The 20164-nt window shown below is 59.6% G+C and carries 16 protein-coding genes and 4 pseudogenes; 11 read left to right on the top strand and 9 right to left on the bottom strand.

All coding sequences use genetic code 11. The features are described 5' to 3' along the window. The coding region (locus NKH42_RS30030; protein ID WP_352906489.1) for a recombinase family protein at positions 1 to 204 on the bottom strand (204 nt) is incomplete at its 3' end. An 812-nt stretch (positions 205 to 1016) separates the two neighbouring features. On the opposite strand from NKH42_RS30030, the gene NKH42_RS30035 reads away from it, so the two are divergent. Both NKH42_RS30035 and NKH42_RS30040 read left to right on the top strand, forming a co-directional pair. Continuing rightward, complete coding sequence (locus tag NKH42_RS30035) at positions 1017 to 1220, top strand: hypothetical protein (protein ID WP_352752068.1); 204 nt, start codon at positions 1017 to 1019, stop codon at positions 1218 to 1220. A 190-nt stretch (positions 1221 to 1410) separates the two neighbouring features. Continuing rightward, positions 1411 to 1587 (top strand): hypothetical protein, encoded by a 177-nt coding sequence (locus NKH42_RS30040; protein ID WP_352479403.1) that lies wholly within the window; start codon positions 1411 to 1413, stop codon positions 1585 to 1587. A gap of 463 nt (positions 1588 to 2050) precedes the next feature. Here the strand turns inward: NKH42_RS30040 and NKH42_RS30045 are convergent, their stop codons facing one another. The 3 genes from NKH42_RS30045 to NKH42_RS30055 all read right to left on the bottom strand — a co-directional run bounded on the left by NKH42_RS30045 (position 2051) and on the right by NKH42_RS30055 (position 6768). Continuing rightward, positions 2051 to 2356, bottom strand: coding sequence for a hypothetical protein (locus NKH42_RS30045; protein ID WP_352479402.1), 306 nt, complete (start codon positions 2354 to 2356; stop codon positions 2051 to 2053). A gap of 660 nt (positions 2357 to 3016) precedes the next feature. Next, positions 3017 to 3901, bottom strand: a complete 885-nt coding sequence (locus NKH42_RS30050) for a hypothetical protein (RefSeq protein ID WP_352752101.1) — start codon at positions 3899 to 3901, stop codon at positions 3017 to 3019. 614 nt (positions 3902 to 4515) lie between these two features. Further along, positions 4516 to 6768, bottom strand: a complete 2253-nt coding sequence (locus tag NKH42_RS30055) for an amylo-alpha-1,6-glucosidase (protein ID WP_352752070.1) — start codon at positions 6766 to 6768, stop codon at positions 4516 to 4518. Between the two features lie 627 nt (positions 6769 to 7395). On the opposite strand from NKH42_RS30055, the gene NKH42_RS30060 reads away from it, so the two are divergent. The 3 genes from NKH42_RS30060 (at position 7396) to NKH42_RS30070 (ending at position 8333) form a co-directional block, all read left to right on the top strand. After that, positions 7396 to 7701 (top strand): hypothetical protein, encoded by a 306-nt coding sequence (locus tag NKH42_RS30060; RefSeq protein WP_352752104.1) that lies wholly within the window; start codon positions 7396 to 7398, stop codon positions 7699 to 7701. Continuing rightward, entirely contained in the window at positions 7604 to 7804 is a 201-nt protein-coding gene (locus NKH42_RS30065) for a DUF2905 domain-containing protein (protein WP_352479399.1), read from the top strand. Before NKH42_RS30060 ends, NKH42_RS30065 begins: the two co-directional genes overlap by 98 nt. 403 nt (positions 7805 to 8207) lie before the next feature. After that, the gene (locus tag NKH42_RS30070; protein WP_302895698.1) at positions 8208 to 8333 is read left to right on the top strand and encodes a hypothetical protein; all 126 of its coding nucleotides are present in this window, start codon (positions 8208 to 8210) and stop codon (positions 8331 to 8333) included. Positions 8334 to 8547: 214 nt separating this feature from the next. Here the strand turns inward: NKH42_RS30070 and NKH42_RS30075 are convergent, their stop codons facing one another. Then, the gene (locus NKH42_RS30075) at positions 8548 to 8766 is read right to left on the bottom strand and encodes a DUF3072 domain-containing protein (protein WP_352479398.1); all 219 of its coding nucleotides are present in this window, start codon (positions 8764 to 8766) and stop codon (positions 8548 to 8550) included. A gap of 227 nt (positions 8767 to 8993) precedes the next feature. Here NKH42_RS30075 and NKH42_RS30080 point away from each other — a divergent pair, with 227 nt between their 5' ends. Together NKH42_RS30080 and NKH42_RS30085 are read left to right on the top strand one after the other, a co-directional pair. After that, complete coding sequence (locus tag NKH42_RS30080; RefSeq protein ID WP_352751562.1) at positions 8994 to 9236, top strand: hypothetical protein; 243 nt, start codon at positions 8994 to 8996, stop codon at positions 9234 to 9236. Positions 9237 to 9992: 756 nt separating this feature from the next. Next, positions 9993 to 13418 carry an acyl-[ACP]--phospholipid O-acyltransferase gene (locus NKH42_RS30085; RefSeq protein ID WP_352751564.1) on the top strand — a complete coding sequence of 1142 codons (3426 nt, stop codon included), beginning with the start codon at positions 9993 to 9995 and terminating at the stop codon, positions 13416 to 13418. A gap of 462 nt (positions 13419 to 13880) precedes the next feature. Here NKH42_RS30085 and NKH42_RS30090 read toward each other — a convergent pair. From NKH42_RS30090 to NKH42_RS30100, 3 pseudogenes are all read right to left on the bottom strand, one after another. Beyond that, positions 13881 to 14846, bottom strand: a pseudogene (locus NKH42_RS30090) (quinone oxidoreductase family protein). Beyond that, a pseudogene (locus NKH42_RS30095) lies at positions 14843 to 15617 on the bottom strand (alpha/beta fold hydrolase). The pseudogenes NKH42_RS30090 and NKH42_RS30095 overlap by 4 nt, the downstream one beginning before the upstream one ends. A 116-nt stretch (positions 15618 to 15733) precedes the next feature. After that, positions 15734 to 15814 (bottom strand): annotated as a pseudogene (locus tag NKH42_RS30100) (cytochrome P460 family protein); the annotation flags it as partial. An 805-nt stretch (positions 15815 to 16619) separates the two neighbouring features. Between NKH42_RS30100 and NKH42_RS30105 the strand changes: the two are divergent. Next, positions 16620 to 16997, top strand: a complete 378-nt coding sequence (locus NKH42_RS30105; protein ID WP_352648213.1) for a TfoX/Sxy family protein — start codon at positions 16620 to 16622, stop codon at positions 16995 to 16997. Positions 16998 to 17335: 338 nt separating this feature from the next. Here NKH42_RS30105 and NKH42_RS30110 read toward each other — a convergent pair. After that, a pseudogene (locus NKH42_RS30110) lies at positions 17336 to 17850 on the bottom strand (Ros/MucR family transcriptional regulator). 502 nt (positions 17851 to 18352) lie between these two features. On the opposite strand from NKH42_RS30110, the gene NKH42_RS30115 reads away from it, so the two are divergent. From NKH42_RS30115 to NKH42_RS30125, 3 genes are all read left to right on the top strand, one after another. Next, on the top strand, positions 18353 to 18553 hold the full coding sequence (locus NKH42_RS30115) for a hypothetical protein (RefSeq protein ID WP_352974751.1): 201 nt from the start codon (positions 18353 to 18355) through the stop codon (positions 18551 to 18553). A 721-nt stretch (positions 18554 to 19274) separates the two neighbouring features. Next, complete coding sequence (locus NKH42_RS30120) at positions 19275 to 19520, top strand: DUF982 domain-containing protein (RefSeq protein ID WP_352751565.1); 246 nt, start codon at positions 19275 to 19277, stop codon at positions 19518 to 19520. 162 nt (positions 19521 to 19682) lie between these two features. Continuing rightward, positions 19683 to 19796, top strand: coding sequence for a DUF2905 family protein (locus NKH42_RS30125; RefSeq protein WP_352648223.1), 114 nt, complete (start codon positions 19683 to 19685; stop codon positions 19794 to 19796). Positions 19797 to 20164: the final 368 nt, after the last annotated feature.

Genomic DNA, 20164 nt, shown 5'->3' on the forward strand with positions numbered 1-20164 from the left:
CTGCTTCAGTCCGTCGCGACCTCTTATGCTCAGGCCGCTTTTCCCAGCGTCTTCGTAGGTTTGGACGATAGTGTATCCGCGCCGCGCCGCGTACTCCGTAATGGCCATCGCCTGGTTCTCCAGCGAATAGCGTTGATGTTCAGTGGACATGCGAAGGTACTGTGCCGCACGAATAGGGCGCGCTGTCTGCAACTCGAAAGCCATGGGTTCTCCTTGGGCTTGAACAAGCCCAGAGACACCAAATGTCTTTCAGAACTCTGTCGCATTCGGTAAAACCCTATTCGGCGGCCACGAAATTGGGCGCCCAGATCTCCTAGCAAATGGATGATTGGACAGCGCAAGTTAGCGACCTAGTGTCTTGCGGTCGCAATCCGGATTGCCGGCCGGTCCCCAGCCTTGAATGCAGGTAGGCAAGTAGCTTTGCCGGCGCCAGCGGCCTGACAAAACTTTCGTCGATTCCTGACTTCAGGAGCGCGTAATGCTGGGTCTCGGCACCGGGCGCGATCAAAGCGACCACGGGGGGTGCGAGCATCCTGCGTGAGCCGGCTACAGCTCTGCACCATGTCGTTGTCCGGCCGGCAGTCCAGCACCAGTGCGTGGACCGGCGTTTCAGTAGTCATGTGGAGGATTTCATCGACGTTGCTCGCCAGCGCACTGGTAAAGCCGTCCACCGCAAGGATATGGCTGAGGATCAGATAGAATTCTGCGTCATGTGAGCATATCACGATCAATGGCTTCATGGCAGGCAGAGAAGCCGATGGTTGCGGTCACTAGAAAAGGCGGAGCGAGGAAAATTGAAGTACGAATGGGCGGACAATCCTCACCTGTTTATACCAGTAACAGCCTGCGTCGTTGTATTGGCGCTGAGCTTCGCAGCTATGTTCATCTCACTCGCAAGCATAATTCTGCGAACAGGTTTCTATGGTTCAATTGATGAACACAACCTTCCTTGAAGCGAGCGAACGGGAAACCGGGATCCCAGGCTTCATGCTCAATTTTGGTCACCCCGCTTCCAAATGGCGCGTCGTACAATAGCATATGGCGCTATCGTCTTTATCGGCACCTTCGGTGTGATGGCGCTTATTTTGATTGTTTTCGGTCACCCATCCCAACCGGAATTTCAAACTGACCCACTACCCGCCGCCGTGGTGCTTGTCGGCACCTCCACCGGCTTTTTCGAGTTCCAGACCTTCTCGCATCCTATTGCCGGAATTGCCTAGCGTCGCTCCCTGCTTGGAGACCCCTCCGGTCGCTCTTGACGTGAGCTGATCCTGAGCGGCATTGCGTCGTCGTTGCGGGTGAGCATCGCTGCCGAAACCGGACATCCGGCCTTTCATTAGGCGCAATAACTTTGAAACAAATCCTGCTGGCAGGCGTTCCAGCATAGCGGGCGGGTTTCCGGAGGACCCAATGCCCGACGAATACAATGACATCGTCATCCCTCAAGACCACGACGCATTGCCACTTCGGGAGGAGGAGTATTTCGTCGTCTGCCCGGCGTGCGGCCAGGCGTTCGACATCAGGTGTATGGCAGAGGCGCTTCATCACAACGAGCTGGGCCATCAGCCCTACGACCTCGACTCGTAGTCGGCGGTTTTCGAGGACCGAACGTCGAGCCTGATCGAGACCAATATCAAGCGTAAGTTCTCGCTCATCTGCCGGCGTTGCCGACTGGTCAGCTTAAACGAATCCCTGTCGCGAGGGCGTAGCTTTGCCGGCACGCTGTGTCGTGACAGACACCTTGCAGGCTTTCAGCGACGACTTTATTGCCGTTGCAGTTGTTGTCGATGTGGCCGTGGCGCCGTCACCGACCGGTTGTTAACCCAGGGGAGGGCGCTTACTCCACCGCAACCATGTCGTCCAGTTCCGTCGCGACGCACCGAAGCAGACTTTTTGCGGGCATCGGTGGCGGGACGAACATGTGATCTCCATAATGGCTACGAGCCGGCGCGCCCATCGCGTCTGACCGGCGACCAACCGCTCGCTGCAGAGAAAGTTCCCGTCGAGCGGGATGCCCCGCGCCGATACCGGCTGTTGTCTCGCCGGAGCGTTAACCCGTTGAAGTCCGGCGATGCTTTCTCAGCCGAGTGATCGCCGACTTGTCGACAGTAATCACCCCGCCGCAGTCAACGCGCACAGTGAGTTTGTTCCCTCCGCAATCGATGCGGGTGACGTCCCCAACAAGAACCACTCGGTCGCCGGCGCGGACTTTGGGTGGCGGATCAATCGTATAAGGATGGTCATACGAAGGAATGCTCACCCTGGCGCGCCCGCTGGGGAGAATCGCGATGACGATACCTGCTAGCGCAACCTCATCGCCGACCTCAAATTCACGGGGCATGTTAACGTGCAGCATGGTGTTCCTCCCGATGCTTTCCTAATTCACGCTTTGCTAAATTAATGCCCGGCCAACCAGGTTGGTTGCTTGCAATCGACTTCGTACGGTTCCGCACAATTCCAGCTGGGGTATGCACTCCCAGTTGGCCTCGGATCGGCCTTGTGTGCGTCAATTCTACAGAAATGGTTTTAACATTTCAGCGATGACCTTGGCGCGCCCGCCCAACCACGTGTTAGCGAAGCGACGGACTTCCTCTCGGTCCGGCGATGGCCATAAAATGGCTGGTTCGCGTTCAGGCACGTGGCTCCGGCAAGTTCGAGGAACGCCGACGCCAGAAACAGGTATCGCCTGCTGTTCCCAAAGTGACGGCTCCCTCGGAGCGGAAGTTGAACACCGGCCCACCGTTAGGTCCGGCTTCCAACGTCATAAAAGCCGCTCGAGGGCTTTACCTGCAACGCTGGTTATTGGAGCCGGCTCGTCAATGCGGGTGTCGTGCGCCTAAGCGCAAGTCAAATTCGTTTTCAGGCTCGGGATATCAAGGCCAGCGGCGCTATCATCCGGTAATATTCAGCCAGGCCATATGTTGTTTGCTATCGTTGCAAATGGGAGGCTCCGATCGGGGGACATTTCAATCACAATGGCAACCGGACAGACGCTGGAAGCGCCGAGCCTGAAAGGCTAGAACGATGACACAAGCTTTGCCCTTCTTCGCGCCAGGCTTCGAGCTTTTTGGCGAGCGATCCTGAGCTCGGGCAGCGTTGGCTGCCACCAGCCTCGTTGCCGTTCCGCTAACCCGGCAGCACGCCGAGCGGGCCATGTTCTAATCAATTCAGCCAACGTGGCCGGACGCCATCTGCCCCAGACATGGTCGACCTTCGCCTCGATTAAATGCGGATAGAACGCTGCTAACTCCGAGGCGTCGACGAGTTCACCCGAAATCTCGGTGAAGACGACGATGCCGTATTGCTCCGTTGCCACGGTAAGGCCAAGCCGGGGTAAATCGTCAGCAGGCAATGGATAGCGACGTCGCCTGCGTTCGGCATACTGCAATCTAGCGGCTTTATATTCCTCGGAGTCTTTGGACGCTTCCCGTCGCCGTTTCCTCTCGTCCGGTTCTGCGCGGCCTGCGGCCCTTTCGATGCTTGGCCAATGGCGCCTCAACTCCTCGTATGAGCGGAAAGGCACCCTCCAGGCCCGCAGTTCGTCGTCCCAGCTCGCCCATGGAACGGCTCGCAGTTCCTCGAGGACCGTCCGCGAATATGGCGTGCGGATGCGCAGGTCGTCCGCGATTTCCAGATACCGGCTCGACAGGGGATCGAAGGCGAAAGCATCCCGTCCCTTGCTGTCATCGTGTGCTCCTCGTAGGTCCGCCTCTTGCGCAAGCCAGCGCTGGATCCGCCGCGCTGCAGTCTTTCCCGGCACGAACCAGCTTTTGCGCTCGTCACTCCACCTGGCGCGCGGGAATGTCTGTCGAAACCGCTCAACCGCCGCGCGATCGTACGGAAAGCGCGCTTCGGCACCAGGAGCTGTCTGCGGTGAAGCAGGGACGTCGGATTTTTCCATCAGATTGCGAAGCACAACACTGCTCCCAAAGAACGCGGTGTAGGTCATTTGGGTCCGAAAGCACTGCAACGTACGGTCAGAGCTGCAAGGGGAAGCCAGGAGGCGATCGGCGAAACTGCTCAACGCGCTGGCGTGGCGAAACCTTCGCCGCGGCGGACCGTTTACTCTGCTCCAGGAGAGGTCCACTCATGCCCAGACGAGATGCAAAGAACCCAACGGCCAGACAGCCAACGAGCCCTCGTTCGCGTCCCCTGAAAGGCGAGGAGACGGAAGTGAACCACATCGTTGAAACGCAAAGTGTGTCGCCAGCCCAGGCGCGAGAGCTTGTACGGCGCCACGGAAACGATTGGCGTAAGATCGATGAAGCCGCCAAGTCCTATAAGGACGACAGCTAAGCACTTCCAAGCCGGGCGAAGGGAGCTTTGTCACGGCAACCGGCGGAGTTGCAAAATCGAGCGGATCGGCTTGGGTGACGAATGATCACCATCGCAACCTTCAACGCAAAACGGCGTGGCAGCGATCTGGTCCGGGTTCATGTTGCTCTTCTTGAGCAGACGCGTGGCCCTCTACACGTAGGACCTGAAAGTAGGCAGATGGTTCCGGCGGAGCAAACCTCATAAGCAGGCCAAGCGCAAGTTCGGGCCGGTGGCACAATTTCGCGCTTCCACCAGTGAAGGATCGCCGCCGCTCACTTGCCAACGGGTCTCGGCACCGACGCGCCAGAAATGGAGTTCGAGGCGATTTTTGCCCAGGCGCAAGTCGTTCAAGGTGAGTTCGTCTATCCAGTCAGGCAGCCTGGGATCGATGTACAGCTTGCCATTTGGAGCGTCGGGCTGAAAGCCGATGATCGCCTGCAGAAGCGAAAAACAGGATCCGGCCGCCCATGCCTGCGGAACGTTCGCTCCCTTATATTGCACGGGGAAAGTCGTGGGCGTTCGCGGCAACCCGGCGAACAGCTCTGGCATGCGATGTTGCATGAAGTAGATTGCGGCGCGGCTCACGTCGCGAGAAAGGCGACATGCTTCCGCAAAAAAGCCATAGCGCCGGAAGCCGAGCGCGATCAGCCCGTTGTCATGCGGCCAGACGGAGCCGCGTTGATAGGAATGTGGATTGTAGGCCGGGTGATCGGCTGAAAGTGTCCGTATTCCCCAACCGCTCCACATATCCGGCCTCATCAGCCGATGCACCACCCTGGCGGCTCGGTCGGGTGGGACAATTCCCGACCAAAGACAGTGACCGGGGTTGGAAGCGACGCTCAGCACCGGCTTCTTGTCGCCATCCAACGCGAATGCATAGAAGCCGGATGCCTCGTCCCAGAAGACCTGGTTGAATCGATCGAACAAGCTCTTGGCTTTGAGGCGAAGCTGCCCGGCACGATCGCCATCGCCTCTGGCATCGAAAATTTCAGCCATGCGCTGCCAAGCATCATAGACATAGCCTTGCAATTCGCACAGCGCCTTGGGTCCCTTCACCAGGGTGCCATCGGGATAAACCAAAGCGTCACCGGCGTCTTTCCAGCTCTGGTTCTCGTACCCCGCAGCCGAGCGGGTTTCGTATTCCTGGAAACCGTCGCCGTCACGGTCCCCATACTGGTCAATCCAATCCAGGCACTTCTCGGCCGTTGCGATGTGTCGTTCGAGCAGGCTCGGGTCGCCGGTGCAACGCCAAGTGTTGTGGAGCACGATAAGATACAGAGGCGTGGCATCGGCCGTGCCGTAATACGGCGTATGGGGGATCAAATTGAAATGGGCGAGTTCGCCGGTGCGAAGCTCATGCATTATCTTTCCCGGTTCCGCATCGCGGTAGTCGTCGCGTTCGGTGGCCTGAAATCGCCCCAAAACGTCCAAGGCGCCGCGCGAAAAATCTGGGTAGATCAAGCCATTCTGCAGAGAGACTATCAGGCTGTCGCGACCGAACAGGCTTATGAACCAGGGCAGTCCGGCGGCTGGCACGTATTCCAGTTCGTCCGTTCCTTCGATCGGCAGCCGCAGCGCGGCCATGTCTTCGACCGCCTGATGGTAGAAGCGGTGAAATTCGCCATTGGAACAGTTGAACTTCAAGGCGCTGCGTTGCCATCCGGCGAGGCGTTTTGCAGTTTTCGACTCGAGGCATTTGTCAATGCACACTCGGGGCGCGCGATAGATTGTCTCGCCATTGCCAAAGTCATAGAGAAGGCAAGCATGCCATTTCGCGCCCGGTTCGAGCTTGATATCGAAGCTGATCCGGCCATTGGCATAGACGGGCTTTGAGCCCATCCGGCGGACCTTGACAATGACGTCTCGCTTGAAGTCTCGATTCACGTAGGAGGTACGAAGGCTCGCCGCTCTGGACAGCCATTCCGTGGTAATACGTCCGCGGCGGACGATCGCGTCGGCCTTGACTTCGAAAAGATCGGCAAAGTCGCTGCGCATGGCAACTTCCAAATTGAAGCGCACTGACATTTGCCCGTGGTTTACGAGTTCAAAATCCTCATGCAGCCCCCCATCCAAGGCGCGGCCGATTACCAGCCCCAGGCTGCCTGCTGGCACATGGTTCGTTTCCGTCGCGAACCCCTGATTGACCAGATAGATCTTGGCGGCGAAGTAGGCGATGTTTCCGGAATTGAGGAGGTCCCATGCTTGTCCATTGGCAAAGATCTGCCAGCTGGATATCAGGCGTGTGTCAGACGCATATAAGCCGTTATAAGTGGGCCAGGCGATCTGGCCATCCGGTTCGGTGACAAGGAAGCTGCGTCCCTGGTTAATCGCCAGACGCGGCGGTCCGACTGTGATCTCCAGCGTCATTGGTTCAACCGTCACCCGACCGATTTGCATCCATCGGAACAGATTGAACAGCCAATGTCGGCCGCCGCCGCCATCTTCGGCCACGAGAACTCACGTCTGCCTTGAACGCCTGCCCCCAGATTGTCCCGAAATCATGTACCAGGCAGGCGAACAACGACCCGGTCATCGACGAGCTCGAACAATCTGACCTTCGAGCACATACCCGCGAACAGAGGCGGACAAACCCGCCCCCTCCAGCAGAACTGTCAAGCCTGCTCTGGCGAGCACATCCTCCAGCCGACCCACAACGAGGCGCGGCGGGCCTCACCTCATTCATCACCAGCAGCTGGGTGAAACTGTGAACCCCCGGCCATTGCGCACGTCTGCTGCTCGCCACCAGGATAGAGCCGGCGATCTGGCATCCTCTAACGCGCGAGCCGGAGAAAGATGGACACGTTCTGGCGAGGTCCGGCGACACTGCAATTTGGTCGCTGCGACGGCACGCGTCCATCCGGAGTTGTCCTCGACCGTCTTTCATCAAAATAGTCGCCGGCTTCAGGTGCTTGCGGGCGCCAACCTGCGACGTGCCTTCAGATCAAACTGGTGTATTCTCGGCGACTGTCAACGAGGAGAACGGCATTTGGACGCATTGAGCATCTGAAGCAGTGCAGGCCGTGCCCAGGCCAAAATGGCTTTGACAGTCATGGTGTTGCCACACTGGCGATCTGGGCTATGACGCTGTTCATCCAGCTCGCCGAGCACCGCGATACTCAGGCTGTGCACGCCAAGATGGACGAATTGCTTCGCGCAGTCGTCGATGCCGATGAGACGGCGAAGATTGACAAGAAAAAACCAAAAGAAATTGAGGCGCAACGACAGCAAAACAGCAATGAAAATGAGCCCAGCCAAGGGACTCACTATATTCCCGGCCGGATCCCCCATGTCCAGAACTCTCATTGTCGTTGGTTCGATCGTAGTTGCCATAGGCCTGTTGTGGCCCTGGTTGTCGCGGGTCGGTCTGGGCAGATTGCCCGGTGACGTCGTGATCCAACGTGAGAACTTCACGTTTCATGCTCCGATCGGCACCGGGATTCTTATCAGCATCGTGCTTTCGTTTGTTCTGTGGCTGCTCAACCGGTAGGGAGGACGGCGAGCCCGCGTCGCCGGAGGAAAAGAACGACGCGGGCCGATCGAAGCTATCCGATCCGGCAGCAAAAAATATAAGGGAAAGAGTTTGCTGCCAGGGCAGACCTTTCCCTGCGCGCCGGTGTTCCATCGCATGAGTAAAAAAGCCCGCCGCACAGTTTGATGCGGCGGGGCCGATCAAGCGCTATTGCACCGGGCGGGGGCTCGGGGTCGGGCACGCCCTGTGCGCGCGGATCACAGGGATTTTAAATTAATCGGCTGCAATACGTCCACCAACCGACGGTTGGACAATACGACGCTTGATTCCGAGAACTTTCCTCAGGGGCAAGATAGTTGCCGGAACTCAGCCTTGGCGCGGCACGTTGCTAAGTCGTTGACCTTCGCAAAGGACGCAAGCAATGGCGAAAGACATATCTCGCGAGGAAGAGCAACGCGGCACCGAAAAAGTTCTCTTCTGGGGCGCTGCAATCGCCCTTGTCCTTTTTGTGTCTCTGGTGACCATCGCCCTCATCGGGACGTCCTGATCTGTTTCGACAGCAGGATTGGACCGGTGGGCGCGAGGTCTTGCCGGGCTGCTAGGCTAGAAGCCGCTCCCATCCGCCGTTTGTCGTCTCGATCCCGAGTCCAGCAGCAACGCGCGGAATTCAGAAAAATTAATTGCGCGGGTCACAAGCGCAGCAAAACTGTCCCAATCCGGTCGGCTGTCCTTCTCTGGAGAGGAAAAGCCACGAGAGGACGCTACAGGCCTAACTTCTCCCGCAGCGCATCAATGCGTTTAGAAGCTTCCGCCTTGCTAAGGCCGTCAGCATAGGCGTCAGGCTCGTCGGCCTGTTCGGCCAGAGTTTTCAAATAGGACGCTTGTGCGGGGGTCATTGGATCGTCTCCGCTGACCCAATCTTCCGGGTCCTTTTCGACATTTGCCGACGCCTCGATTTTTGGGTTGTGCCGGTCGACCATGCTCAATCTCCCTTGATGATCACCACAATGAGAATGATCATGATTTGTTCCGCCACCGTGCGGCGTGGGCCAATCGCACAGCTAGGCCGCTCGGCGCCTCACTCAAGATATCGCTAAGTATGGATGAGCCCGCTTCCTCCAATCGATGGATGAAGCCGATCGTGGGCCGGTGCTACTTTGATGCATCGCGCGACTTACCCGACAAGTGCTGGCTCCAGGGGCAAAATATGAGCAAGAGGACTCTCATTGCCATCGCAATCCTCGCGAACAGTGTCGGCTGTGCCGAAGCCAAGGACCGTAAGGTCGAAACCGTGACCCTGGGCACGTACGCCAATTCGAAGAACCTGCCGGTTTGCACCGCGTCGAGCTCAGTCTTCGAAGTCCTCGGTGATAAATGTTTTCTCGTCCCAGGTTCGATGATCTATGGCGACATCGCCGAACTCTCGCAGACAATCACCTTGAGTTGGTAGCCGAAGCAACAGCCTCCCAGCGCAACCTCCATTCTCCGGTATGACGTTGCCCTTGCAGGTGCTGCCGGCGCCCCTGATACTGACCAGCGCAATCTCCAGTCACCACGGGCCTCTCGAAAATTCTTGTGCCGTCCGCACCTGCCGTCGAGCGTGTCGCGCCAACATAGCAGCGCCTCTGCATCGTGTGGGCAACCCAACGCATGCCTTCCGATCCGGAAACTCGCTTGCGCGTTTCATCGTCCATTCGGCAGTGGAAAATTAGGCGGATATGGCAGTGCTCAGGTTGGCGGCGCCGTTCTGCGATCCGCTCGGAGAGGGTGGCGGGTATCCGGGCTGGAAACAGACCAACGCCGGCGCAACCTCACCCTGAAACCAAAAGACAATATCCATGACATCCAACAGCTATGCCTCCCAAGGGTCCAAGCGCCTGCAGACATTCACCATGCCAATTTCCCTATCGCCGCTCCGATAATGAGGGCGGCATCAATTTCATGGAGCAAGCTTTGTCGCCAAGGGGTTCCGATGGCCGCGACCAGGCTCGTGCATACCTCGATCACCATCGCCAAGAATGCGAGACGCGGGAGAGGCAAGCCGCTTCATGAACCGGCTGGAAGATCCAAACCCAAAGTGGCTGATGGGTGGGAGCCACAGTAACGAAGTGTAACCGGGTTGCCACTACAAAAGCTCAAACCGTGCAAGACCGCTGATCGATACGACCTCGATCTTCAACGGTCTTGCCCAAAGGAAGCCGCCGCAATGGAAATCGCCTCGAACGACGACACGAACAGTCATTTGATGAGGTCACGGCGCTTTGCGCCTCTCTTCTGGACGCAGTTCCTGTCCGCCTTCAACGACAATTTCCTCAAAAACACGCTGGTGTTCCTTATTCTGTTCACCCTGGCGGCCGACAAGGCGGCATCACTGGTCACGCTGGCGGGAGCGGTATTCATGGCTCCCTTCCTGCTCTTGTCCGCCCTTGGTGGCGAGATCGCCGACCGGTTCGACAAGGCCCTAATCGCCCGTCGGCTGAAATTCGCCGAGATCGCCGCTGCGGCTGTCGCTGTCGTTGGAATCGCGCTGGCGTCGATCCCGGTGCTGATGATCGCGTTGCTCATGTTCGGCGTCATCTCGGCACTGTTCGGACCGATCAAGTACGGCATCCTGCCGGATCATCTCGAGCGCAAGGAATTGCCTCGCGCCAATGCCTGGATCGAATCGGCAACCTTCGCCGCCATCCTCGGCGGCACTATCGCCGGAGGCGTCGTCTCGGCCGATGGCATAGGCGTCTCGGTGTTCGGGCCGATCATGATGATCCTTGCCGTCGCCTGTTGGCTTGTCAGCCGCTACATCCCGTCGACCGGTCTTGCGGCTCCCGGCCTAGTCATCGACAAAAACATCTTTCGCTCGACGTGGCGACAGCTGAACGGCCTGCGTGCCGACAAGCGGATCTGGCGCGCCGGACTGATGACGTCGTGGTTCTGGCTGATCGGGGCCATCGTCCTTTCGATCCTGCCTACGTTGGTGAAGGATTCGCTCGGTGGCGGAGAGATCGCTGTCACCGCCTATCTCGCGGTGTTCGCCGTCTCGATCGCCATTGGCTCTGCTATAGCCGCATGGATGTCGCAGGGCCGCATCGTGCTCTTGCCGGCCCCTGTTGGCACGGCGTTGATGGCGCTGTTCGGCTTGGACCTGGCCTGGACCATCTGGAGCACGCAGCCCTCGCTCAGGGCCGAAACGCTCGCAACATTCTTCGCCCGGCCAAACACGGTCCATGTTGCGATCGACCTTGCGGGAATGGCTATTGCCAGCGCCTTTCTTGTGGTGCCGACCTTCGCCGCAGTGCAAGCCTGGGCGCCCGAAACGCGCCGCGCTCGCGTCGTCGCCGCCGTGAGCATCGTCAATGCAGGCTTCATGACGTTAGGTGGCATAGTCGTCGCCGCGATTCAGGCAGCCGGCGTCTCCACTGGAGGGATCCTGTTCGGCCTCGCCGCACTCAACGTAGTCGCCGCTTGGCTGATGCTGAGATACCTGCCGACAAATGCCTTCCGCGACTTCGTTTCCATCCTGTTCCGAGCCTTCCATCGTCTGGAGGTGGAGGGGCTGGAGAACCTCAAGGCGGCGGGCCCGGCACCAATCCTGGCGCTCAATCATGTCAGCTTCCTCGACGGTCCGCTGGCTCTGACGCTGACGGATGAGGAGCCGGTGTTTGCCATCGACTACACCATCGCCCAAGCCTGGTGGATGAAGCCGTTTATGAAACTTGCCCGCGCCCTGCCGCTCAATCCGGCCAAGCCGATGTCGACCCGCACGCTTATCAAGATCGTGCAAGGCGGCGATCCACTCGTCATCTTCCCGGAAGGCCGCATCACAGTGACGGGCGGCCTCATGAAGGTCTATGACGGTGCCGCCATGGTGGCCGACAAGACCGGCTCGATGGTCGTGCCGGTACGCATCGAGGGGCTGGAGAAGAGCTATTTTTCGCGGCTGACCTCGCTGCATGTGCATCGCCAGCTGTTCCCGAAGGTCAAGGTGACCATTCTGGAGCCGGTCAAGCTTGAAGTACCGCTGGATCTGAAGGGCCGCAAGCGGCGCGCCGCGGCGGGCGCTGCCCTTTACCAGGTCATGTCGGATCTCGTCTTCCGCACCCAGGACATTGACAAGACCGTGCTGGAGAAGATCATTCAGACGGCGAACGAACGCGGCATGAAGCAGCTCGCCGTGCAGGACCCGGTCACCGGTTCGCTGAGTTACGGCAAGCTGCTGACAGCCGCCGCCGTGCTTGGCGAGAAATTCAAGCACCTCTATGCCGGCCAGCAGACGCTCGGCATTATGCTGCCCAACGCCAACGGCGCCTGTGCGACGCTGCTCGGCGTCATGTCGGCGGGCAAGGTTCCGGCGATGATGAACTTCACTGCCGGTGCGGCCAACATCCTCTCCGCTTGCAAGGCCGCCGAGGTGCGCACCGTGCTGACCTCCCGCACCTTTGTGGAACAAGCAAAACTCGGCGCCGTGGTCGAGGAGCTCGGCCGCTCGGTCGACATCGTCTGGCTCGATGATCTGCGGGCCACAATTGGCCTCAAGGACAAGCTGCTCGGCCTTTTGCGCAAGAATACACCCCGGGTGGCCCGCAAGCCCGAAGACCCAGCGGTGATCCTCTTCACCTCGGGGTCCGAAGGCACGCCCAAGGGCGTGGTGCTCACCCACCGCAACATCCTGGCCAATGCCGCGCAAGCTGCTTCGCGGATCGACTTCCATTCGGGCGACAAGGTCTTCAATGTGCTGCCGATCTTCCATTCTTTCGGCATGACGGCGGGCACGGTGCTGCCGCTCATCTCGGGCGTGCCGATCTATTTCTATCCCTCGCCGTTGCACTACCGGATCGTGCCGGAGCTTGTTTACGCCTCAAACGCAACGATCATCTTCGGCACCGATACGTTCCTTGCCGGCTATGCCCGCACCGCGCACCCTTACGACTTCCGCTCAGTGCGCTACTGCTTTGCCGGCGCGGAACCGGTCAAGGCTTCGACGCGCGCGACGTATATGGAAAAGTTTGGCCTGCGCATCCTCGAAGGCTACGGCGTGACCGAGACCGCGCCGGTGATCTCCATCAACACCCCGATGTACAACCGCTCCGGCAGCGTCGGCAAAATCATGCCGGGTATGGAATATCGCCTGGATCCGGTCCCCGGCGTCGAGGATGGCGGACGGCTTTTCGTGCGCGGGCCTAACGTCATGGCAGGCTATCTGCGCGCCGAGAACCCGGGCGTGATCGAGCCGCTCGAAGACGGCTGGCATGATACGGGCGACGTCGTCGGCATCGACGACGTCGGCTTCATCACCATTCTTGGCCGCGCCAAGCGCTTCGCAAAGATCGGCGGCGAAATGATCTCGCTGGCCGCAGTCGAGGCGCTTGCGGGCGAATTGTGGAAAGGCTCGCTTTCGGCGGTCGCCACCATGCCGGATGCACGCAAGGGTGAAAAGCTGATCCTCATCACCGAGGCCGCTAACGCCACACGCACCGATTTCCTAATGTTCGCCAAGGCTAATGGCGGCATGGACCTGATGGTGCCCGCCGAAGTGCGCGTCGTTGCGAAAGTGCCGGTCCTGGGCTCGGGGAAGCTCGACTTCGCCGCCGTAACAAAAATGGTCCGCGGCGCAGAGATGAAGATTAACGCCGCTTGAGCCCGTCAATGGCCGACGAACCAAGCCGGCCCGCTCTCCCGCGCAGTCCCATGCGATTGCCGCCCCGGCAAGTAACGCCGGTACTTCACCAGGTCGCCGAAATTGCCGCCCCGGCAAGTAACGCCGGTACTTCACCAGGTCGCCGAAATCACAGGTTGCGCGGCCGCCGGTCTGTCGGACCTTTTGGAATTAACATATATGACTATCACGGATCGCCAAACTCCGCAGGAGCAGTTCTGGATCGATCAGTACTTTATCGCGGACCTGGAGACCGATCTCAAAAGCCAGACCCAGTGCCAGAATGATCAGCGATTTCGACGATCTCTGCTCCGCTCTCGCGCCAGGGCAGCGGAGGCAGCTTGACGGAGAAGGCAATCGAGGAGCGGCAATGGGCGGAGTGATCTCGGAAACTTTGCTTATTGACGCCTCCCGAGAACCGTATTGTGAGAAAGGCCGGATGGCTCAGGGGACGAGCAGAAGCTTTCCCGTCGTGCCACGGCTTTCCATATCGGCATGTGCGCATGCTGCTACGGCGAGCGGGTAGACGCCGCCGATCCGGATCTTCAGGTCGCCGCTGGCGATCCAGTCGAATAGTTGTCCGGTGCGGGCGCGAAGCAGTGCCGACGTGTGGATATGATCGAAGAACCTTGCGTAGCCGATCTTGATGCTTTTCGGCAGGGTCACGATGTTGAGCGGTCCGGGACCGCCCAGCACCGGGCCGTACCAGCAGAAGGTGCCGGAGCGGCGCAGGGAGTCGAGCGAAGCCTGAAAGGTCTTCGGGCCGGAACCGTCGTAGACGACGTGGACGCCTTCACCGGACAGGCGAACGACTTCCTCGGCGAATCGCCCCTCGGTGTCTACGATCACATGGTCTGCTCCGGCCTCTCTTGCCACGGCGATCTTGTCAGCGGACGAGACGCGGCCGATCACGTGCCCGCCTCTCAGCTTGATAATCTGGGTGAGCAGCAATCCGACGCCTCCCGCCGCCGCATGGACCAGCGCGACGTCGCCGGGCTGGACGGGATAGAATTCGGTGGCGAAGTGGCTGGCAATGAGCCCCTTCATCATCACGGAAGCGGCCGTACGATCATCGATCCCGTCCGGAATCGGCACGAGCGCGTCCGCCGGTACCATCGCCCGATCTGTGTAGCTTCCAGGCGCGTACACCCAGGCAACCCGTTGTCCGGGCCGGAAATGCTCGACTCCATAGCCCACGGCGAGCACCCGCCCGGCACCCTCTACGCCCAGAACCTTGGGATTGGGCGTTTCCGTCTAGGCCATGCCCTGGCGGACGCCGATGTCCATGAAGTTCACGCCCGCCGCGGCGACCTCGACCAGAACTTGTCCGCTCGCGGGAGCAGTTTCGGGGCGCTCGACGATTTCGAGCGCATCCGGTCCCCCGGTGCGGTTCATGACGACGGCTTTCATCGCGATATCTCCCTGGCGGCATTCTCGATCAGCCGCGCTACGGGCCCAGGATTCGACACCATCACCACATGCGAAGCACCCTTAATCGCGATCGTTTCGCGGGCGTGAGCCCGTTCAGCCATGTAGGCAGATGCTCGCGGCGGGATGTTCTTGTCCGCGTCGCCGTAGATGAACCAGCTTGGAATGCTCTTCCAAGCAGCCTTGGCCTGGGCTTCGTTGAGGGCGGCTTTCCGCGATCGGCCGCTGCGTTGCGGCCATCAGTCTGGCTTGCGCTTCGGGAGCGTCGGCGGCAAACTGATCGTGGAACATGTCCTGCTGAATGTAGAGATCCTTTCCACCGCCCGACAGCGCGACAGGAGGAGCGAGTGTCGGACCCAACGTGCTGCCTGGAAACTTGCCTGCAAGTTGCGCAGCGGTTTCACCCGCCTCCGGCGCAAATGCGGCGACATAGACCAGCGCCTTCACATTGGCATGACCATCGGCAGCGTCGCTGACCGACCCGCCATAGGAATGGCCGACGAGAACGACCAGGCTTTCTATCGAGGAAAGCACGCCGGCGACATAGTCTCCGTCGCTTCTGACGCCTCGCAGCGGATTGGCTGCCGCTACGACGGATAAGCCGTCCTTTTCAAGAATCTCAACGACACCGTTCCAACTCGAAGAGTCAGCGAAGGCGCCGTGAACCAGAACGATGGTGGGTTTGTCGGGCTGCGCTTGTGCGTTACCGAACGTGGCCGCGATAATTGCGAGGCCTGCGAGCAAGTTTTTCATTGGAACATCCTTTCGTTGTGGGGTGCGGTCTTCACCGCGTCGAGCGCAGGTGAGGGCCGGGGATGCCGCAAACTCGCCCTCGTGTTCGCCCTGCGTTTCTCTGCGCGGGAACCGAGTTACGGCGCGTAGCGGGTAAAGACGTAGTCGTGTCCCTGGACACGCGTCTCGTGGCAGGCGAAGCATGTCTCGTGCTGCGCGACAGCCACGGAACCACAGGACTGAGCTTGCATTGCCCAAACAGGGCAGCAGCGCGCAATCGGGCGAAGAGCTGATTCTTGCGGCCGGGAGGCAACCGGGCGAACACTCCACGGGCGGTGTCGAGGTCGAAGCGGCCGCCGTCGAGCAAGCGGGTGCGAGCCGGCTAGCGGGTGATCGTGTTCGGGGGCCCAGCGGCGCCCGCGAGCGCCGATACATAGGCATCCGCACGTCTCAGCGGTGCTTAACGCAGGCATGAAGTAATCCACTTGGCCAAAAAATGGGGTATGCAACGGGTATCTGCAGGGCGCAGGTATCACGGATACACGCCTAGACGGCACGCTTCCGTTCCGGCAAAGCTGCGAATCGCGGGGCCACTGGCAATCCGCAGGTCGGCGGGTTCAGGCAATGCTCATTGAAAAGATGGGCCGCCGACTTCCCTTTTTCTGTAAAGCTCGGCCGGTTGTCGCTCTCAATTGCCGTCGATTGATTGGCGGGACGTAGCGACCCGGAGGGCAAGGAGACAAATCGGAGGGGGTCACCCGCTCGAGGCGAAGCCGAAAGGGCGACGCATGATATGCTAGCGGATCTGCGGCGATCCTGCACGAAGCGCGGGCCAGGCCGGCGCGAAGGAAGGACGCGGAGACCGATTTTCTCCTTGCAGGGGAGAGGGGATAGCGCCCCCTTTTTCCGTCAGGCGAAACAACTTCGCCCCGCTGGGGGAAGGGGACGCCGCGCCACTCCACTTGAATCTCCACCCGCTTCCGTGCTTGCCTGGTCTCCCGCAAATCGCAGAGGGCGGTGAGCATGGCAAAGTCAGTCACCAGCATCGCACCCGACCCCATGGTCGAGCGTCTGCGCGCCGCCCTTGGCCCGCGCCAAGTCACCGAACAAAAGATGTTCGGCGGCACCTGCTTTATGCTCAACGGCAACATGCTGATCGGCACCTCGAAGCGCGGGCTCCTGGTGCGCGTCGGCAAGGAAGGGCACGCGGCGGCTGCCGCCCGCCCGCACGCGCGGCCGATGGAAATGGGCGGACGTTCGATGGAAGGTTATGTCCATGTTGCGCCGGAGGGCACGGCCACCGAGGCGGATCTCCGTGGCTGGCTCGACCTTGCGCTGGCATTCGTCGAAACTTTGCCGCCGAAGATCAAATCTGCCAAGATCGCGACGAAGCGGGCTTAGGCCGCTGGCCCGCCACCTTCCGCACGCGCCGGAACACATGGCCCGGAAGGGAGCGATTGGACATTGCATGTGCGGCGCGGCGACTTGGGTCTACTCGGGCGAGACCACCCGCAGTCCCGCAGCTATCTTGCCCGCGAACGGCGCAGAGCTGGCCGTCGTCTACTCTCCGGCCACCGTTTCCAGCTCGGCGGCGAAAACTTTCTGATCCCGGTCGACGCCTCCCTGAAGCCGGGCGGCGGACATTGAAGTCCAGGCCATCAAGCTCAACGATGCTGGAACAGTAGGCTTCGCCATTTTAAGGTACGACACCGCAAGGACCTCCTTTTTCGTGCAGCACGCTACGCTTTGACGAGTGCCTTGCGCGCCTTCTTTACCGGCGACTTAACAGCCGTCGCGGGGCGAGCAGCTCGTTTTGGTTTTTCCGCCGCAGTTGTTGCCGGTGCTGCCGTCTTGCGCCCCAGCCCTATTGATTTTGCCAGGGCCGAGCGGGTGGCCGCGTAGTTTGGCGCCACCATCGGATAATCTGAGGGAAGGTTCCATTTTTGGCGGTATTGGTCAGGGCTCAGATTGTAATGCGTCCCGATATGACGCTTCAGGGATTTGAATTTCTTCCCGTCTTCCAGGCAGATGATGAAATCCGGTGTCACTGATTTCTTGATGGACACCGCGGGCTCCAGCTTGACTGCGGCTGGAGCCACAGGTGTGCCGATCCCTTGCAAAGCAACATAGGTATCCCCGATCAGCTTCGACAACTCGCGACCGGCAGCGGATTGTTCGACACGTAGGCGGAAACGATCTCGGCGGTAACCGATACCAGATCAGCTTGGTCGTTTAAATTTGGAGAAACGGTCATCGAGCTTTCCTCTTGTCCAATGGCGTGCGGTGAAACAGACGGGTGGTTAACAATCAGCAATAGTTCGTTGTCCCGCCAACAAACCTTATTCGCCACAAATATCAAGCCAGCAAGCTTCGCTTTCATCGACTCAGCCTGGGACGCGCTCGATCTCGATAGCGAGCGGCTGACAAGCTGGCACGCCCAGCATGGCTGGGCCGCTTGCCCGCGACCGACGGATCATCAGCGCGACCGGCATGCTGAATGGTCAGTGAGGAGACGTCCACCTTGACTTCGGCACTTCGGCCGGCACCTCGACGTGCAAATCCCTGGGCAGATCACGAGAGCCCTTCTAAGCCACACCGCGGCGGGACGCATCAAGACGAGCATGCGCAATATTCTTGCGCGAAATATTCCGGACTGAGGGCAAAGCAACGATGACCAACCGTACGTTTCTTACATCCAATTGAAGCCAACCAAGAATAGATTATTATTCCGCTGGGGCGTATCGTTGGGGGGGTGGATGAGCAGTGTTCAAAGGCTAAGTCCAGTTCTAGAACAAGCAATCGCTGCACTTCTAAACAGGGCCGAGTATGACGGCACCGTTTCGATCAAAGCGGCAGTGAAGGAAATTAGGCGGGCTGCGCCTTATTTGGCCGCATCCGATGAAGAGCTAACCGAGGCGATTTTCGAAGTATCTGCTGCCATGGGCCTGTCTCAATAAGTGGCATTGGGATACTGGCGATCTGGCTTTGTTAAAGCAGGTCTTTGATCGTGTCTGCGCCGAGGCAGGTATCTCCGTTGGTAGCATGGAGGCGGAGCGCCTGAGCGTGAGCGCAATGGCACTCTTCTCGGACGGCGAGTTCGACGAGGCCGTTCTTTATGAACGCCTTCGGATTGTTGCCCGCTCCCTGCCGAGATGAGACTGAACATGACCGCCGACCTCCAGGAAATTCTAGCGAGCATTTCGCTCGATACGAAATCCTCCTGTTGATACAGGAGGGGCAGTTCGCCCGCGTTGCACTGCTACGCGAGATCGGGCCAATTTTTTCTGGCTGATATGTGCCCACTACTTTGCGTGGGCGCGAACGGACTTTTTGCCCTCTAAATGGCTGCTGCCTAGGAAGGAGGGATGCTACGCCGCGCCTGTTAAAGCTCAGAGCGTGCCCGCTTGTTCGTCCTCACCCTCCGCCTCATGGCGCCTGCGCCCCCACATGAACAACATCGCCCAGGGCGAATGACCATCCGCTGCCGCAGACCTTCCGGCTGAGCAATCAACCTTATCGCCACCACGACGAAACCGACCACCAGCCAGACGGCCAGGGCGACACTTACCTTCAGATCTTGCATATTGATTGCTGCTGAGACTGCCGACACCCTCGATGGACATTCCGAGAACTCCCGTCAGTTCCCGCCAACGCGGTAGCCGCGCTATATTCCGACTTATGGCACTTCATTGGTTCAACCCTCCAGTATTTGTGAAGACCGACCGACCCGGGGTCACCTACGGCGTCAATCACGTCGAGGGTGCTGCCGAGGAACTCATGAAATGGCCTAAGAGGGGACCTAAATGGAAGCTGGCGCTGCAGTCCTGCATAGATGGGTTTGAGGGCAGGGTGTCGCCTCAGGAGGTCCGCATGGCCTTCGAGGCCGCTGCCAGAGAGGAGGGGATGCTCCGCTCCTCTGGATAGGCTTGATTTGCTCGCTGATCTCAGCTCCCACAACGTCGCGTGTCCCAAATGGGAGCGCTATCGCCCGGGAAAATGAACATAGCAGGCTTCCAAAGGTTCAGGTAGCGGCTCGCTCCTGCGCTGAAAGAACAATCGAGAATTCCCCGATCCGTTTCGGTCGCCATGTCGCGAACGCCGATTGTCGTTGATTTGATCATACTTGCACGAGGCCTTTTGTCGCCCTGGTTGTCGAGGGTCGGTCTGGGCAGATTGCCTGGTGATGGTGATCGAACGTAAGAACTTCACGTTCTACGATCCGATCGGCACCGGATTCTGCTTAGCGTCGTGTCTCGTTTGTTCTGTGGCTGCTTAACCAATAGCCAGGACGCCGAGCCCGCGTCGCCGGCGGAAAAGAACGACGCAGGCCGATCGAAGCTATCCGATCTGGCAGCAAAACTATGAGGGGACGGGTTTGTGGCGTGCGCCGAACTTTCCCAGCCTCCTGTCAAGCGAAGTGGGGATTTGACCCCCTGGGCGAACTGAAGATTTGACCCCCTCATTGTTTTGCGGTCTCGTTGGTGCCGAGCGTGGGGGTGGGGGGGTGGTGAAAAGAGAGGGGCCGACCTGTTGCTACAGACGGGGGGGTAGGCCGCCGGGGGTGGGTT

It is taken from the genome of Mesorhizobium sp. M1142 (assembly GCF_040318565.1).
In the GTDB taxonomy this organism is placed as follows: Bacteria; Pseudomonadota; Alphaproteobacteria; order Rhizobiales; family Rhizobiaceae; genus Mesorhizobium.

Bases quoted from the DNA above. Each gene is read 5' to 3' on its own strand.
- NKH42_RS30080 (WP_352751562.1), top strand. From the start codon at position 8,994: ATGAGCAAGAGGACTCTCATTGCCATCGCAATCCTCGCGAACAGTGTC.
- NKH42_RS30075 (WP_352479398.1), bottom strand. From the start codon at position 8,766: ATGGTCGACCGGCACAACCCAAAAATCGAGGCGTCGGCAAATGTCGAA.
- NKH42_RS30035 (WP_352752068.1), top strand. From the start codon at position 1,017: ATGGCGCGTCGTACAATAGCATATGGCGCTATCGTCTTTATCGGCACC.
- NKH42_RS30085 (WP_352751564.1), top strand. From the start codon at position 9,993: ATGGAAATCGCCTCGAACGACGACACGAACAGTCATTTGATGAGGTCA.
- NKH42_RS30120 (WP_352751565.1), top strand. From the start codon at position 19,275: ATGGCACTTCATTGGTTCAACCCTCCAGTATTTGTGAAGACCGACCGA.
- NKH42_RS30065 (WP_352479399.1), top strand. From the start codon at position 7,604: ATGTCCAGAACTCTCATTGTCGTTGGTTCGATCGTAGTTGCCATAGGC.
- NKH42_RS30045 (WP_352479402.1), bottom strand. From the start codon at position 2,356: ATGCTGCACGTTAACATGCCCCGTGAATTTGAGGTCGGCGATGAGGTT.
- NKH42_RS30040 (WP_352479403.1), top strand. From the start codon at position 1,411: ATGCCCGACGAATACAATGACATCGTCATCCCTCAAGACCACGACGCA.
- NKH42_RS30050 (WP_352752101.1), bottom strand. From the start codon at position 3,901: ATGGAAAAATCCGACGTCCCTGCTTCACCGCAGACAGCTCCTGGTGCC.
- NKH42_RS30115 (WP_352974751.1), top strand. From the start codon at position 18,353: ATGAGCAGTGTTCAAAGGCTAAGTCCAGTTCTAGAACAAGCAATCGCT.
- NKH42_RS30070 (WP_302895698.1), top strand. From the start codon at position 8,208: ATGGCGAAAGACATATCTCGCGAGGAAGAGCAACGCGGCACCGAAAAA.
- NKH42_RS30125 (WP_352648223.1), top strand. From the start codon at position 19,683: ATGTCGCGAACGCCGATTGTCGTTGATTTGATCATACTTGCACGAGGC.
- NKH42_RS30105 (WP_352648213.1), top strand. From the start codon at position 16,620: ATGGCAAAGTCAGTCACCAGCATCGCACCCGACCCCATGGTCGAGCGT.
- NKH42_RS30060 (WP_352752104.1), top strand. From the start codon at position 7,396: ATGACGCTGTTCATCCAGCTCGCCGAGCACCGCGATACTCAGGCTGTG.